The following is a 17,390-nucleotide window of genomic DNA, read 5'->3' on the forward strand; positions in this document are numbered from 1 at the left end:
CTTTCGCGCAGTCAATTGCATGGGGCAGCTGGCTCACTGCGGCTGACTCTTGGGTTTTGAAAGTTGGGCAATCGCGTTGTCCTTGGTGTCATCGATCACCACCATGCCGTTGTCGACGACGATGATGCGGTCCACCAGACTCAGTACATTCATACGGTGTGTCGCGATAATCAGCGTGCGCTGCGCGCCCCACTGCGCCAGGCTCTGAATCAGCTTGCGCTCGCTGGCATCGTCCAGTGCAGCAGTAGGCTCATCCAGCAGCACGATCTGCGGCTGGCGAATAATCAGTCGCGACAGCAACAACGACTGGCGCTGGCCACCGGACAGGCCAAGCCCCCCCTCCAGAATCATATGGTCCATGCCCAACGCAAACTTACCGATAAACTCCAGTGCGCCCGTCAGCGCCAGCGCTTCGAGGATTTCCTTGTCGCCTGCGTGCGGGGCACCCATCGTCAGGTTTTCGCGCAAGGTGCCGTGAAACAGTCTCGAGTTCTGGGTCAACAGGCCCACGTCGCGGCGTATATCGGCCGGGTCGATATGGCTGAGTCCCACACCATCCAGCGTCAGGGAACCTGCGCTGAGGTCGATCATGCCAGCCAGCGCCTGCAGCAGCGTTGACTTGCCGGCACCGTTTCGTCCAAGCACTGCGATCCGTTCACCCGGAGCAATCTTCAATGCCTTGACCGTCAAGGCCGGCATGGGTGCCTCTTCGGAATATTTGAACACTGCCTGTTTGAATTCATAAGCGCCACGCACCACGGGTAGGTGTACACGTTTGCTGCCTTCGGCCTGATCGATCGGCAATTTCATGATCCGATGCAAACCCTGCAGGGCCACTTTGGCCTGTTGCCAGCGGGTCATCACCAGAGTGATCTGAGACAAGGGTCCCATCATTCGCGAAGCCAGAATTGACGAGGCCACAAGGCTACCAGTGGTCATATCCCCCAGCATCACCATCGGTGCACCGATGACTACCACCACCGCGAAAACGCCCCCTTGCACGCACTGGGTCCAGGTCATCAGGCCGTTGGTGAGCATCCGCGAACGAAGGCTGGCCTCGGCAGCAGTGGCGTTGTAATGGTTCCATTGCTGCTGAAAACGCGGTTCGGCCTGCAGCATCTTGATGTCGTCCAGGCCTTGCACGGTCTCCACCAGCATGGCGCTGCGCAGCGCGCTCTCACGCATGGACTGGTTAGCCAGCACTGCCAGTTTTTTCTGCGCCAGCAGGCCCGGGATCACCATAAACAACACGGCCCCCAGCGGTACTGCCACCAAAGGTCCGGCAATAAACCAGTAGATCACCACAAACATCAGAAAAAACGGCAGGTCAGCCAAAGCGCTGGCAGTGCTGGAGGTAATCAGCTCACGTAGCTGCTCCAGCTCGCGCAACTGCGAAATAAACGAGCCGGTCGATTTCGGCCGGGCGCTGTTGCGCAGTCGAATGGCATGCCCGAATACCAGATCAGACACCCGTATGTCCGCACGCTTGCCCAACAGGTCGGTGATGCGCACACGCATGACCCGCAGCACAAAATCGAAAAACAACGCCAGCATCACCCCACCGAACAGCACGTAGAGGGTCGGCATCGATTCGGCCGGAATTACCCGGTCGTATACCTGCATCGAAAACAGCACACCGGCAAGGCCCAGGACGTTCGCCGCCAGGGAAGCCAACATGACATGGCCATAGGGACGCATGTCGCGCAAGACGATGTTTTTGAACCAGCTCTTGTCGTAGGGTTTTTCGTAATCATCAACCCGCGAATCCCTGGCCGTCTGGCTGGGCCGCAGAATCAGCGCCTTGCGCGCAGACGCAAGTATCTGGGCACGGCTGATGCGGCTTTGCAGGCCTTGGTCGCCACTGTAGACAATGCCCAGTTCATCGTCGTCGTTGAGGGCCTGCAGCACGCCGATCTGGCCATCGTCAAACTGCAGCACCAGCGGCAGTCGCCTGTTCACCAGCAAATCCTGGCTAAAGTCGACGATCTTCAGGCTCATGCCGGCCTGTCGCGCCATCTGACGCAGTACTTCGTCGACATCTGCGTCCTTGCTCCACTGGGTGGCAATACGCACATTCTGAGCCGAGTAATCCAGGCGATGATGCCGGGCAACAAGTAATATCGCCTCCAGCCAGCCTTCGTAACTGAGTGCGCGAACATCTTCCAGAGTCTGGGGTTCGGTGGCGTTCGGGGTTTCAAGGTTCACTGCGTCATTCATGGTTGAATCTCCACGCCTTGGATCGTGCTGCTATCCAGATTGAACGCCGTACGCAATCCACTGCTGTTATAGAGGCAATCGATTTCCAGGCGGTGCAGATCGGCGGTGGTGTTGGCCCGATCCATGGCGGCCTGGTGGATTTCCTGCTCGGCGTTCAACAAATCGAGTAGCGGCCGCGTACCCAGCTCAAGGTATTGCTGGCGATACAAATCGCGGGTTTCAGAAATGCTGCGTTCACGAAAATCCAGGGTAGTCAGCCGCTGTTCGAGGCTCGACGTTTGATCCTTGGCCTCCAGCAGGCCCTGGCGCACGGCCAGCCGAGCGGCATCATTGGCAGCCTGGGCAGTGCGCAGAGCCTGTCCGGCAGCCGATTTTCGGGCGTTGATGGCTCCCCCCTGATACAGCGGCATTTCAACGTTGAGATAAATACCGTAGCGCGTGCGGTCGCGACCGCCGAGGGTGCCATCGTCATTGTTACTGTCCAGGTATTGGGTAGCCGACGGGTCCAGCGAAACGGTCGGCAACCCTTCGGCCTTGGCCAGGGCAATTTGCGCCAAGGCATCCACCTGTTGAGCCTGGGCGATCAACAGCGAAGGCGTCATCACTTCATCAGCATTGACCCCCTGGCAGGATTGGCTCAATGAAGGCGGTACACCGTTAGAAACACTGACCGATGTTTGTGACCCGAGCAAAGAACTCAGGGTGCTGCGCCACCGGTTATAGAGCGCCGTGTATTGCAGCTGAGTGGCTACGGCCGCCTCAACCCGCGAGCGCGCCTGGATCAAGTCAGAACGGGTGCTGGCCCCCATATCGCTACGCTTTTGCGCCAAGTCGGCGATGGCTGTCAGGCCCTTTACCTGCGCCTTGGAAATAACCAGCAACGCCTGATAACGCTGCAACTCGATCACGGCAAAGGCGGTATCGCGCGCCACCTGGTCAATGGCCAACAAAACTGACGCCTGCCGACCACTGAGTTTGGCCTCGGCGCTGTTCACCGCACTGTCCACCTTGCCGAAGTCATACAGCATCTGCGACAGCGACAAGGTAAAGGCCTGGCTTTGACCGTTACCGGTCAGCCCCGAGTCATACCCGGAGTTGAGTCCCGCCCGAATCTGCGGGTAGTAGCCAGCACGAGCCACGGTGACGTAGTCGTTTTGCTGGTAAAGCTGACCGATCGACTCCGAGATGGCGGGATGCCATGCCACGGCCAGTTGAACCGCGCGCGGTAGATCGAGGTTGTCGGGGACTGCATTTCGGGGAGCTGCGGGTTGGCTCGCGCCGAACGAATCGCCCGGTAAATTCTTGCCCACATCTGTTGGGCTGATGATGTTGATGCTTTCAGGTTCATAGTCACGTGTCAGCGCTACGGCCTGTTCTATCGTCAATGGCTGAACGGCAATAGCCAACAAAGCCATATAAAGGAACCCGAACCGATCCTTAGGTTTCAAGTAATACTCCAACTTGGCTTGTGATCAAAAAGAGAAACACTTACACGCCATGCAGATGTTTGAACTTCAGTGACATTCACAGCGTTACTCGAATTCGGTATGCAACGCCCGGGCGGGGCAAAGTGCCCCGCCGGGATCGTTACAGTTGTGAGTTGAAAGGATGAAGGGAAAACGCCAGGCCTTGCGGCCTGACGCTCCCCCGCCGACAACGTGGTTAAACCACGTTGATACCGCTTTGCACCCAAAGTTGATGGGTCTCATCTTCCTGGCTGGTGTACACCACGTACTCCTGCCCGTTCTCCAGTTGCGTACTGCCCACTGTCCAGTTACCCGTCAGCTGAACGCTATCTTCATCGTCACCCTGGATAAACAATCTATCCGTGCCGGTTGACGTCAGTGCTACCAGATCTTCAAGACTCACAGTCAGATCAACAGCACTGAAATCGTTCAGGTCAATGCTCTCGACATTGCTGGCGTTACCGATCAGCAAGTGCAAGTTGATCGACGCATCGCCACCCTCCCAAACCTGGGTATCGGAACCGTCTGCTTCATGTACCGCAACAAAGCCGGTGTCATGAGTGGCAATCGGATCAGTACCGTCGGCAACTTCAGTGAGCTTAGCCTGTGACGAATCATCCACAACCGAGGCTGCTGCAAAACCTGGAGAATCAGTGCCAGGGTTGCCCGGATTAGCATCGTCCCAGACCAGGCCGCTGCCTGGAGAGTCAATACGGATATACAGAGTGGCAGTGTCCATCTGGCCACTTGGTGTGGTGAGTTGGTAACTGAAGCTGTCGACTTGACCGATGTTTGTCGACGCTCCTCCCTCGGTCGGTTTGTAGCTGTAGTCTCCGTTGCCCTGAATTGTCAGCGTGCCAAAGTCACCCTGCACCACCGTACCGATTTGACCCGGTACTACGTAGGCCCCGTCGACCAGCACACTCAGTACAGTCAGCGAAGAACCTTGGCTGTCTGCAACAGAGTGATCACCAGCTGCCAGAACATTGCCTGTTACGGCAATTGTCGGACCTGTGATCTCCACGCCCGTATGGGTGGCCAGTGTCTGCACAACACTTACAGCGGTCCCCACCGCTACCTTGGCCGTCGACGAAGACAACCGATAATCACCTGCACCCAGGGTGAAGGTATGTGTCGCATCGGTTGTGCTTTGACCAGGCTCGTTAACCCAGGTCGTACCATTGAATTTCTGCAGGACAATGGTGGTCGTGGCAGACGATCCAGTGCGATTGACAAACAGCTCCGCCGTCATTCCAGCCTCGACCGTCACGGTCTGCCCGAAATGCTCGGTGACAGTGCCCAACACCCCGGGCCCTGTGTAGTTGGTTGCCGTAGAAGGACTGTTAATCACCTGGAGAACCAGATCAACCTGCGCCGTGTCGATGTCATCGGTCGCCAGCAACTCCCCAGTACCCGGGGCCGTTGGATTGGCAGGATCCCAGACCACCGTGCTGTCAGTACTGTCGGTCCGCACGTACAGCGTAGCCGTAGCCGTGCCGCCCGCCGGTGTCGTCAGTTGATACACGAAGGCATCCAGTTTCCCGATGTCCGCAGGGTTGCCATTTGAGGTGTAGGTGTAACTGCCGTCAGCGAAGATCGTCAGCGCACCGTACAACCCGGTCACTACTGTTCCTACAGCAGGATCGGCATTCACAGCCTCACCATTGACCGTATTAACCGTCGCATCTGCGCCAGTACCAGTAGAGTCCGGTATACCGGAGACTCCGTTATCGGTGATTACGTTGCCTTCGACTACACCACCCGTGGCTGTGAAATCGACCTGACTTTCATTGGTCACACTGACCACTGCGGACGCACCGGAGAGCACGGCCAACAGACTAGGGTTTATGTCCATGGTGAGACGGTACTGACCCGCCGCCAGGCCTTCGACCTTCGCCGTAGTAGAGGAACCTAACAGCCCTAGCAAATCGAGCAATCCTGCCCCGTTGCTACCTTCCTGGACTGGTTTCCAACCGCCGGCCCCGTCACTTACCTCAAGCCTGACGGTAACTCCACCGTTGAGCAGAGAAAGTACATCGGCCTGTTTGAATGTCAGGTTCAGCGTGCCCTCGGTGTCATTAGCCACCGTGAAAGTCTGAACCGCCGGAGGTGTGCCAACCGGGATACCAAGCACATCCGCCAGCCTAAGAACGCTCATATTCGCGAGACTGGTCTGAGTTGTGACCGGTGTAAGCGTCAGCTCCGCAGTGGCCACATCATCGTAGGCGTCCAGGTCAGCGTCCGCATCGGCGTCGGCGTCGGCGTCGGCGTCCGCATCGGCATCGGCATCAGCGTCAGCATCGGCATCGGCATCGGCATCGGCATCGGCATCAGCATCAGCATCAGCATCGGCATCCGCATCGGCATCCGCATCGGCATCCGCGTCGGCATCAGCGTCGGCATCAGCATCGGCATCCGCATCCGCATCCGCATCGGCGTCAGCATCGGCATCCGCGTCGGCATCGGCATCGGCATCCGCATCGGCATCCGCATCGGCATCCGCATCCGCATCGGCGTCAGCATCCGCATCCGCATCCGCATCGGCGTCGGCATCCGCATCCGCATCCGCATCGGCGTCGGCATCCGCATCCGCATCGGCATCCGCATCCGCATCCGCATCCGCATCCGCATCGGCATCAGCATCCGCATCCGCATCCGCATCCGCATCGGCATCGGCATCAGCATCCGCATCCGCATCCGCATCAGCGTCGGCATCCGCATCCGCATCAGCGTCCGCATCAGCATCCGCATCAGCGTCGGCATCCGCATCCGCATCCGCATCCGCATCCGCATCGGCGTCAGCATCCGCATCCGCATCGGCATCAGCATCCGCATCCGCATCCGCATCCGCATCGGCATCAGCATCCGCATCAGCATCAGCATCAGCATCAGCATCAGCATCCGCATCAGCATCCGCGTCGGCATCAGCATCGGCATCGGCATCCGCATCGGCATCCGCATCGGCATCAGCATCAGCATCAGCATCCGCGTCGGCGTCGGCGTCGGCGTCGGCATCAGCATCCGCATCGGCATCCGCATCGGCATCCGCATCGGCATCGGCATCGGCATCAGCATCCGCGTCGGCGTCGGCGTCGGCGTCGGCGTCAGCATCCGCATCCGCATCCGCATCAGCATCGGCATCCGCGTCGGCGTCGGCGTCCGCATCGGCATCCGCATCCGCATCCGCATCCGCATCCGCATCCGCATCCGCATCCGCATCCGCATCCGCATCCGCATCCGCATCCGCATCAGCGTCCGCATCAGCATCCGCATCAGCGTCGGCGTCGGCATCAGCATCGGCATCGGCATCGGCATCGGCATCGGCATCAGCGTCAGCATCCGCATCCGCATCCGCATCCGCATCCGCATCGGCGTCAGCATCCGCATCCGCATCCGCATCAGCGTCGGCATCGGCATCGGCGTCGGCGTCGGCATCCGCGTCAGCATCCGCGTCGGCATCGGCATCCGCATCCGCATCCGCATCAGCATCAGCATCAGCATCAGCATCAGCGTCCGCATCGGCGTCGGCATCGGCGTCAGCATCCGCATCCGCATCCGCATCAGCGTCGGCATCCGCATCCGCATCAGCGTCCGCATCAGCATCCGCATCAGCGTCGGCATCCGCATCCGCATCCGCATCCGCATCCGCATCGGCGTCAGCATCCGCATCAGCGTCGGCATCAGCATCCGCATCCGCATCCGCATCCGCATCGGCGTCAGCATCCGCATCAGCATCAGCATCAGCATCAGCATCAGCATCCGCATCAGCATCCGCGTCGGCATCAGCATCGGCATCGGCATCCGCGTCGGCATCCGCATCGGCGTCAGCATCAGCATCAGCATCCGCGTCGGCGTCGGCGTCGGCGTCGGCATCAGCATCAGCATCGGCATCCGCATCGGCATCCGCATCGGCATCGGCATCGGCATCAGCATCCGCGTCGGCGTCGGCGTCGGCGTCGGCGTCAGCATCCGCATCCGCATCCGCATCAGCATCAGCATCCGCGTCGGCGTCGGCGTCGGCATCAGCATCAGCATCGGCATCCGCATCGGCATCGGCATCGGCATCGGCATCAGCATCCGCGTCGGCGTCGGCGTCGGCGTCAGCATCCGCATCCGCATCCGCATCCGCATCAGCATCAGCATCCGCGTCGGCGTCGGCATCGGCATCAGCGTCCGCATCGGCATCCGCGTCAGCATCCGCATCCGCATCCGCATCCGCATCAGCGTCGGCATCGGCATCGGCGTCGGCGTCCGCATCAGCGTCAGCATCGGCATCCGCATCCGCATCCGCATCCGCATCGGCGTCGGCGTCGGCGTCAGCATCGGCATCCGCATCCGCATCCGCGTCCGCGTCCGCATCCGCATCCGCATCCGCATCAGCATCCGCGTCGGCATCAGCATCGGCATCAGCGTCCGCATCGGCATCAGCATCGGCGTCGGCGTCGGCATCGGCATCGGCATCGGCATCGGCATCGGCATCGGCATCGGCATCAGCGTCAGCATCGGCATCCGCATCAGCATCCGCATCCGCATCCGCATCCGCATCAGCATCAGCATCCGCGTCGGCATCAGCGTCGGCGTCGGCGTCGGCGTCGGCGTCGGCGTCAGCATCGGCATCGGCATCCGCATCCGCATCCGCGTCCGCGTCCGCGTCGGCGTCGGCATCGGCATCGGCATCGGCATCGGCATCAGCGTCCGCATCGGCATCGGCATCGGCATCGGCATCAGCATCGGCGTCGGCATCAGCGTCAGCATCGGCATCCGCATCCGCATCAGCATCAGCATCAGCATCAGCATCAGCATCAGCATCAGCATCAGCATCCGCGTCGGCATCAGCATCGGCATCGGCATCGGCATCGGCATCAGCGTCAGCATCGGCATCGGCATCGGCATCGGCATCCGCGTCAGCATCCGCATCCGCATCCGCATCCGCATCAGCGTCGGCATCGGCATCCGCGTCAGCATCAGCATCGGCGTCGGCATCCGCGTCGGCATCCGCATCGGCGTCGGCATCGGCGTCGGCGTCAGCATCCGCGTCAGCATCGGCATCGGCATCGGCGTCCGCGTCGGCGTCGGCGTCGGCGTCGGCGTCGGCGTCGGCATCAGCATCCGCGTCGGCATCGGCATCGGCATCGGCATCGGCGTCAGCATCAGCGTCGGCATCCGCATCCGCATCCGCATCGGCATCGGCATCGGCGTCAGCATCCGCATCCGCGTCAGCATCAGCGTCGGCATCCGCATCAGCATCCGCGTCGGCATCGGCATCGGCGTCCGCATCGGCGTCGGCGTCCGCATCGGCATCCGCATCGGCGTCGGCATCAGCATCGGCGTCGGCATCCGCGTCAGCATCCGCGTCGGCATCGGCATCCGCATCGGCGTCGGCATCGCCAGGCGTCGGCATCCGCGTCGGCATCGGCATCGGCGTCGGCATCCGCATCCGCATCGGCATCGGCGTCGGCGTCGGCGTCCGCATCGGCATCGGCATCGGCATCGGCATCGGCATCGGCATCAGCATCGGCATCGGCATCGGCATCGGCATCGGCATCGGCGTCAGCATCCGCGTCGGCGTCGGCGTCGGCATCGGCATCGGCATCGGCATCGGCGTCAGCATCGGCATCGGCGTCGGCGTCGGCGTCCGCATCAGCGTCAGCATCGGCATCCGCATCCGCATCGGCGTCGGCGTCGGCGTCGGCGTCGGCGTCGGCGTCAGCATCGGCATCGGCATCCGCGTCGGCATCGGCATCGGCGTCCGCATCGGCATCCGCATCGGCGTCGGCGTCGGCGTCGGCGTCGGCATCAGCGTCCGCATCAGCATCAGCATCAGCGTCAGCATCGGCATCGGCATCGGCATCAGCATCCGCGTCGGCATCGGCGTCGGCGTCGGCGTCGGCGTCGGCGTCGGCGTCGGCGTCAGCATCCGCGTCGGCGTCGGCGTCCGTCTCATTCAAGTCAGAACTAACAACTTGGGTCGGGTTCGAAATATTGCCGGCGGCATCCGTCAGGGTCACGCCCAGGGTTTCGCCATTGACTCGCGGGGTGGCCAGTTCAATCGCAAAGTTCCCGAAGTTATCAACGTGGCCTGTGCCTATGGAGTTACCGTCGGCATCTCTGATGGTCACATCTGTGTTTGCTTCACCTTTGCCGGAAACAGTGATGCCGTCATGACTGACGGCAAGGTTGGTTGGCGCATCAGGCGCCGTGGTATCACCAGCAATCACTTGCGATGGAGACGAAACGTTACCGGCGGCATCCGTCAGGGTCACGCCCAGGGTTTCGCCATTTTCTCGAGGATGATCCAGCTGGATCGCAAAGTTGCCATCGGCTCCAACTTGACCTGTGCCTATGGTGTTGCCGTTGGCATCCTTGATGGTTACGGTGGTGTTTGGTTCACCTTTACCGGAAACCGTAGTGCCATCAGCAGATACGGCAAGTTCGGTTGGGGCGTCCGGCGCTGTTGTATCTCCCGCGTCCACTTGCGTCGGGACCGAGACGTTGCCCGCGGCATCCGTCAGGGTCACGTCCAGGGTTTCGCCATTGACTTGAGGGTGATCCAGATTTACCGCAAAGTTGCCATCGGCTCCGACGTGGCCAGTGCCAATGGTATTGCCAGCTGCATCTTTGACGGTCACGGTGGTGTTCGCTTCACCTTTGCCGAAGACAGTCAGACCATCAGCAGCAACGCTAAGATTGGTCGGGGCATTGGGAGCTGTCGTGTCAGACGTAATGCCATTGCCGCCGTCACCGCCGCCACCACCGCCACCACCGTGGGATAACGCTGCGATTGCCGCGCCAGCACCCAGCAGGCTCAGACCCCAGACTAACCAGTCCGGTACACCAGCGCCTGCTTGTGCAGCAAGGGCCAGATCTTCAAGTGATCCGAGTTCGCTAAACGTAAAACCTGAATAGGGAGTGGAGTAACTTCCAAGAAGCAGTGTGCCGTCGTCATTTTCAAGGACTAGCTGATTCGCTGCGCCGTCCTCACCTACCACAAAGAAATTCTGGATTGTGACCGTCTCTCCCGACTTAAGGGTCACTACCAAGTTTTTACCCGATTGTTGCATCGATTGAATCGATGCCTGACTTATGGGCAGTTTGACAATACTGGTTTCTTTAAGGGCAATGTTCCCGAACGTTTGTTCGGTCGCCGCCCCCGTCGACTTATCGACAATGACTATATTCTTCATCGGACACCTTTTTTATTAAACCAAGCAAAACCAATAACAAAAGCGAGCCGAACGCCTACGCAGCTTCTGAATGAGAAGCTGAGCATTCGAACAAGCGAAAGTTATGTGAGTTTTTAAATAAACCCTGGCTCAGCCCACGCCCGCGCGCTCACTTAGCAACGGGCGTATGACCCGCAGCGAGAGGCAGTAAGGGCCGTAGCACAAGGGGTTTACAGCCAGATACCGTGTCGGTATCGAGCAGGAAAGGCAGTGCTTGGGCAGGGGGTTGATCACCGTAGGCTCTCCATGTCCTTTGCCCGGAAATACCGGGATGGGCATCCTTTTACTAAGCAAATCAAGCATGCCTATCAAAGGTGCAAGAGTTGAATGCGTCATCTTAGTGGCAGGGTTTTTAACCCCACCAAAACGACTCGCTTACGGGATACTAACCGCCTAAAAATCATCTTCAAAGAGAAAAGTTCAATCGCCAAACAGGGTCGCTTATAGCCTATGGCAACTTGTGATATGTCACCGCCAATCAAGTTAGACGCTTTGATAACCCTATGTGAATTTCATTATAATGAAATCATATTCAAGTCAAATCACAGGTGTTCCTGATGAGTGCTGGATGAGTGATTCGTCTGTTTTTCAAGAACATCACGACGTTATATTTTTTTAAAAAATCCGACAGATGGTAAGTCGCCAGATGGCTCACACGCCGCCACCCTCGGTGATTTAACAGACGAGCTTCAGTGCAACGGCTGGTATCAGCCTGACAAGCGCCAGAGATGAGAATGCCCTGTAGCGACCAGGTGCCTGCCCGCCACCCATGAAAAAAATCGCTGTCATTGCAGATACTCGTAGAAAAACGATGCACCGCCTCGCCAGGCAAGATGACGCGAAATGCGCCGCATTGGGCTGTAACTGTCGTGGGGGGGAGGCATGACTATCCAGGTTTCAATGTGGCGAGATAGCCTTAGCGCGAGGTCTGTTGCAGGGCTATCAAGGGGGGCAGAATAGCCAGTGGAAGCTGAAAGGAAGTAGAGCCGTCAAAGTCAAAAGAGTTAAGCCAAATGACGCAGATATAATATCGACTGTGGGTACTCGATGGCTGTCAGTGACGAGGCCATCAAGACTTTCTGGGAGCCCAGTGCTTTGGGCACGAGATTCACCTTGAATGAACCCTATATTTGTTGATTAAACTTTACGCGCCTATGACATATGGCGACCGAACAGTTGCGGAATATTATTCTCAGAGCAAGCAAGCATTACAACTGGCAACTTAAACAACACTGCCCCCGGAATACTTTGAATACAAATAGACAACTTATACACATAAAGCACTTATAGAAACCTCCAGACCTCAGCATTCTTTATATTTAACGCCTGTTGGCGCTTATATATAAAAGTCATATTTGTGGCGAAAAAACGACGGCAAATGGATAAATATACATCCACCGAGATTAACAAACGGGTTTAGAGGGCCTTGCAGTTAGACAATCAAAACTGTGGCAAAGGGTCTCCGTATTCAGGACCGGACCAGCCGGAGGCTGCGGGCGCTTTGCAGCTATAACTGCACCTATTGCTCAGTGTTCAGACATCAGCCGCGAGGCCCCCAAGGACGGGACCTCGCTTTGCGTGCGTGATGCAGATTGTAGAGTTGCTCAAGGCAGGAGGCAGTAGGAAAGACCTGGCCGGCTCCTGCAACAGATTAAGTTCTCTAAATCCAATTACGCTCAACGCTAACTGCTTATTCCACGGTGACCGATTTGGCTAGGTTGCGTGGCTGATCCACATCGGTGCCTTTGAGCACGGCAACGTAGTAAGACAGCAGTTGCAGCGGGATGGTGTAGAGGATCGGCGCCAGTACATCATGGATGTGCGGCATGTTGATCACATGGGTGCCTTCGCCATTGGTCATACCTGCTTGCTCGTCAGCGAACACAATCAGTTCACCGCCACGGGCACGAACTTCCTGCAGGTTGGACTTCAGTTTTTCCAGCAGTTCGTTGTTCGGCGCCACGGTGACCACCGGCATGTCGTTATCCACCAGTGCCAGCGGACCATGCTTCAACTCGCCTGCCGGGTAAGCTTCGGCGTGGATATAGGAAATTTCTTTCAGCTTGAGAGCACCTTCCATCGCTACCGGGAACTGCGCGCCACGACCCAGGAACAAGGTGTGGTGCTTGTCGGCAAACAGTTCGGCGACTTTCTCAATCGTGGCATCCATCGCCAGTGCTTCACCCAAACGCGCAGGCAGGCGGCGCAGTTCTTCAACCAGTTGCGCTTCGACACCGGCTTCAAGAGTGCCACGCACCTGCCCCAAAGACAGGGTCAGCAACAGTAAGCCAACCAGCTGGGTGGTGAAGGCTTTGGTCGACGCCACACCAATTTCGCGACCCGCCTGGGTCAGCAGGGTCAGGTCAGACTCACGTACCAGTGAGCTGATGCCAACGTTACAAATCGCCAGGCTGGCGAGGAAACCCAGTTCTTTGGCGTTACGCAGTGCAGCCAGGGTGTCTGCGGTTTCGCCCGATTGCGAGATCGAAACAAACAGGGTGTCAGGCTGGACCACGACCTTGCGATAACGGAACTCGCTGGCCACTTCAACCTGGCACGGAATTCCGGCCAGACTTTCGAGCCAGTATCGGGCAACCATCCCCGCGTGATAGCTGGTACCACAGGCAACGATCTGAACATTGCGCACTTTGGCGAACAATTCAGCAGCCTGTGGACCGAATGCCTGAACCAGTACGTGGTCCTGGCCCAGGCGGTTTTCCAGGGTGCGTTGCACCACCGCTGGTTGCTCGTGAATTTCCTTGAGCATGTAGTGACGGTATTCGCCTTTGTCCGCAGCTTCAGCACCATCACGGTACTGCACGGTTTCACGCTGCACGCTTTTACCGTTCACGTCCCAGATTTGCACGCTGTCACGGCGGATTTCAGCGATATCGCCTTCTTCCAGGTACATGAAGCGGTCAGTGACCTGGCGCAATGCCAATTGATCGGAAGCCAGGAAGTTTTCACCCAGGCCCAGGCCAATCACCAGCGGGCTGCCACTGCGTGCAGCAACCAGACGATCCGGCTGTTTGGCACTGATGACGGCCAGGCCGTAAGCACCGTGCAGCTCTTTAACCGTGGCTTTCAAGGCTTCGGTCAGGTCGCTTTGATCTTTGAGTTTGTGATTGAGCAGGTGTGCGATCACTTCGGTATCGGTGTCCGACGTGAACACATAACCCAAGCCTTTGAGCTGTTCGCGCAGGGCTTCATAGTTTTCAATGATGCCGTTGTGCACGACAGCCAGGTCGGAACCCGAAAAATGCGGGTGAGCATTACGCTCGCTGGGTGCACCATGGGTCGCCCAACGGGTGTGGGCAATGCCCAGGCGCCCCATCAGCGGCTCACCGGCCAGAGCTTGTTCCAGCTCGGCCACTTTGCCATTGCGGCGCATGCGTTCCAGCGTACCGTTGTGGGTAAACACTGCTACACCGGCGCTATCGTAGCCCCGGTATTCAAGACGTTTCAGGCCTTCAAGCAGAATGGCCGTGATATTGCGTTCAGCGACTGCGCCAACGATTCCACACATAATATTCTCCTAGCTTAGGGCGGCGCATAACAGTGTTATGCCCCGGGCCTGAATCTGTTCGCGTGCCTCCATGGACAAGCGATCATCTGTAATAAGGGTATGGACGCTGCTCCAGGGCAGTTCCAGGTTGGGTATCTTGCGACCAATTTTGTCGGACTCGACCATCACAATCACTTCACGCGCGACCTCGGCCATGACTCGGCTCAGGCCCAACAATTCGTTAAAAGTTGTGGTGCCACGCAACAGATCGATGCCATCAGCGCCGATAAATAATTGATCGAAATCGTATGAACGCAGCACCTGCTCAGCCACCTGGCCCTGGAAGGACTCGGAATGAGGGTCCCAGGTACCGCCGGTCATCAACAGCACGGGTTCATGTTCGAGTTCGCTCAGGGCCCTGGCGACATGCAACGAATTGGTCATTACCACAAGACCAGGTTGCTGGCCCAATTGTGGAATCATCGAAGCGGTGGTGGTGCCGCTGTCGATGATGATGCGCGCATGTTCCCGAATCAGGCCAACCGCCGCACGGGCAATGGCTTGCTTATAAAGAGAAACGGGCTGGGCGGGATCACTCACCAACTCTTGCGGCATGGTGATGGCACCACCGTAACGACGCAGCAGCAGACCGTTACTTTCGAGTGCGGCCAAATCCTTGCGGATCGTCACTTCGGAAGTTTCGAAGCGCTTGGCCAGCTCATCCACACTGACTTCACCTTGCTGCGCAAGCAAAGCCAGGATGTTGTGGCGGCGTTGAGGCGTATTGCGTTTCGACATGAGAGCCTAAGTTTCGTTTCGAAAGATAACGAAAGCAATGAGACCCGATCCCGTAATCAGCGTCAACAATTTTTTGTAGCTTTTAAGCAGTGAATAACTCGCTGAGCTGGCGCAGGGCGGGGCGATTGGCTGATATAGACGCGGATAAAACAAAGCCTTATCCACAGGCAGTGGATAAGGCTTTTGCTAACTTGCTGATTTTAAACAGTTATACGACAACCTGTTTTACCCACAAAAACACTGTTTTCGCTTGTGGATAACTTCAAATCAAGGCTTTGGCAGCTTTACCGGGCGCTTCCAGCCATCGATATTGCGTTGCCGTGCCCGACCAACGGCCAGCTGTTCGACGGCTACGTCCTGATTAATGGTCGATCCGGCTGCCGTGGTGGCTCCGCTGGAGATATCCACAGGTGCCACCAACGAGTTGTTCGAACCAATAAATACGTCGGCTCCCAACACGGTCTTCCATTTGTTGGCGCCATCGTAATTGCAGGTGATGGTGCCCGCGCCGATGTTGGTGCGCGCACCAACTTCGGCATCGCCCAGGTAAGTCAGGTGACCGCACTTGGCATCTTCGCCGAGGTGGGCGTTTTTCAACTCTACAAAGTTACCCACATGGGCGCGGGCATCAAGCACGCTACCCGGACGCAAACGGGCAAAAGGACCGGCATCGCTGCCCTCGCCCATCACGGCACCGTCGATATGGCTATTGGCCTTGACCACCACCCCTTTACGCAGGGTGCTGTCTTTGATCACACAGTTGGGACCAATCACCACGTCATCTTCGATGACCACACGGCCTTCGAGAATCACGTTGATATCAATCATGACATCGCGCCCGACTGTGACTTCACCGCGCACATCGAAGCGCGCCGGATCACGCAGGGTCACACCCAGGGCCATCAGGCGACGGGCTTCACGTAGCTGGTAATGACGCTCCAACTCCGCGAGTTGTTTACGGTCGTTGGCGCCCTGCACTTCCATCGGGTCGTGGGCATGCTCAGTGGCCACCACCAGACCATCAGCAACTGCCATCGCGATCACATCGGTCAGGTAGTACTCGCCCTGTGCATTGTTATTCGACAGCCGGCTCATCCAGTCAGCCAGACGTCCAGTGGGCAATGCCAGAATGCCAGTATTGCCTTCAGTGATCGCACGTTCAGCCTCGGTGGCGTCCTTGTGCTCGACAATGGCGCAGACCTTGCCTTCGGCGTCACGCACGATGCGGCCATAGCCGGTCGGGTCCGCCAGGTTAACGGTCAACAAACCCAGCTGCTCCGGGCCTACCTGTTTCAGCAGGCGCTCCAGGGTCGGCACCTCGATCAGGGGTACATCGCCGTACAGAATCAGTACGTTCTGCGCGGTCAGAAATGGCAGCGCCTGGGCGACGGCATGCCCTGTGCCCAGCTGCTTGTCTTGCAATACAAAGTTCAGATCATCGGCCGGCAGGCGTTCACGGACCAATTCGGCCCCGTGCCCGATGACCACGTGGATGCCTCTCGGTTTGAGTTGCCGGGCGCTGTGGATAACATGCCCGAGCATGGAGTTTCCGGCGACGGGATGCAGAACCTTGGGCAGGGCCGAACGCATGCGGGTGCCCTGACCTGCAGCGAGAATAACGATATCGAGAGACATGACTGGCTACCAATCCTGGGTGGTCAGCGGCTGCGACCAGAAGTAATTCGCGGAAAAAGAAAAAGGGTAGCCGAGGCTACCCTTTTTAATCAATCACACAATGAAGCAGGAGGCTTAGCCGCCGAACTTTTTGCGGATTTGCTGGACGGTGCGCAGCTGAGCTGCGGCCTCGGCCAGACGTGCAGCAGCAGATCCGTAATCGAAATCTGCGCCTTTCTCGTTCAGTGCCTTCTCGGCTGCCTTGACGGCGGCCTGAGCGGAGGCTTCATCCAGGTCGGCAGCACGTTGCACGGTGTCGGCAAGAACCTTGACCATGTTCGGCTGAACCTCGAGGTAACCACCAGAGATGTAAAACACCTCGGCTTCTCCACCCATTTTGATCAGGCGGATCGGACCTGGCTTGAGTTCAGTGATCAGCGGAGCGTGACCCAGAGCGATACCAAGATCACCCAGGCTGCCGTGCGCAATCACCATCTCGACCTGACCGGAAAAGATTTCTCCTTCCGCACTGACGATATCGCAATGGACTGTCATCATATTAGCCAT

At 58.3% G+C, this 17,390-nt stretch carries 8 protein-coding genes; all 8 read right to left on the reverse strand.

All coding sequences use genetic code 11. The annotated features are described in order from the left end of the window. Positions 1-33: 33 nt before the first annotated feature. Positions 34-2,217, reverse strand: coding sequence for a type I secretion system permease/ATPase (locus tag JQ848_RS22460; RefSeq protein ID WP_003438029.1), 2,184 nt, complete (start codon positions 2,215-2,217; stop codon positions 34-36). Beyond that, positions 2,214-3,632, reverse strand: a complete 1,419-nt coding sequence (locus JQ848_RS22465; RefSeq protein WP_160626458.1) for a TolC family outer membrane protein — start codon at positions 3,630-3,632, stop codon at positions 2,214-2,216. Before JQ848_RS22465 ends, JQ848_RS22460 begins: the two co-directional genes overlap by 4 nt. A 247-nt stretch (positions 3,633-3,879) precedes the next feature. After that, positions 3,880-9,132 carry a BapA/Bap/LapF family large adhesin gene (locus tag JQ848_RS22815; RefSeq protein WP_408003746.1) on the reverse strand — a complete coding sequence of 1,751 codons (5,253 nt, stop codon included), beginning with the start codon at positions 9,130-9,132 and terminating at the stop codon, positions 3,880-3,882. Then, positions 9,026-10,867: an Ig-like domain-containing protein gene (locus JQ848_RS23055; RefSeq protein WP_202211226.1), complete on the reverse strand. Its 1,842-nt coding sequence runs from the start codon at positions 10,865-10,867 to the stop codon at positions 9,026-9,028. The genes JQ848_RS22815 and JQ848_RS23055 overlap by 107 nt, the downstream gene beginning before the upstream one ends. 1,729 nt (positions 10,868-12,596) lie before the next feature. Beyond that, positions 12,597-14,432: a glutamine--fructose-6-phosphate transaminase (isomerizing) gene (gene glmS, locus JQ848_RS22480; protein ID WP_003438011.1), complete on the reverse strand. Its 1,836-nt coding sequence runs from the start codon at positions 14,430-14,432 to the stop codon at positions 12,597-12,599. 9 nt (positions 14,433-14,441) lie between these two features. Then, entirely contained in the window at positions 14,442-15,209 is a 768-nt protein-coding gene (locus JQ848_RS22485) for a DeoR/GlpR family DNA-binding transcription regulator (RefSeq protein WP_003438010.1), read from the reverse strand. Between the two features lie 267 nt (positions 15,210-15,476). Further along, the gene (gene glmU / locus JQ848_RS22490; RefSeq protein WP_202211228.1) at positions 15,477-16,844 is read right to left on the reverse strand and encodes a bifunctional UDP-N-acetylglucosamine diphosphorylase/glucosamine-1-phosphate N-acetyltransferase GlmU; all 1,368 of its coding nucleotides are present in this window, start codon (positions 16,842-16,844) and stop codon (positions 15,477-15,479) included. Between the two features lie 114 nt (positions 16,845-16,958). Next, a complete protein-coding gene (locus JQ848_RS22495) occupies positions 16,959-17,378 on the reverse strand; it encodes a F0F1 ATP synthase subunit epsilon (RefSeq protein ID WP_003438007.1) in 420 nt (139 codons plus the stop codon). Between the last annotated feature and the right edge of the window lie 12 nt (positions 17,379-17,390).

The sequence above is a fragment of the Pseudomonas paraversuta genome (assembly GCF_904067025.1).
GTDB lineage: Bacteria > Pseudomonadota > Gammaproteobacteria > Pseudomonadales > Pseudomonadaceae > Aquipseudomonas > Aquipseudomonas paraversuta.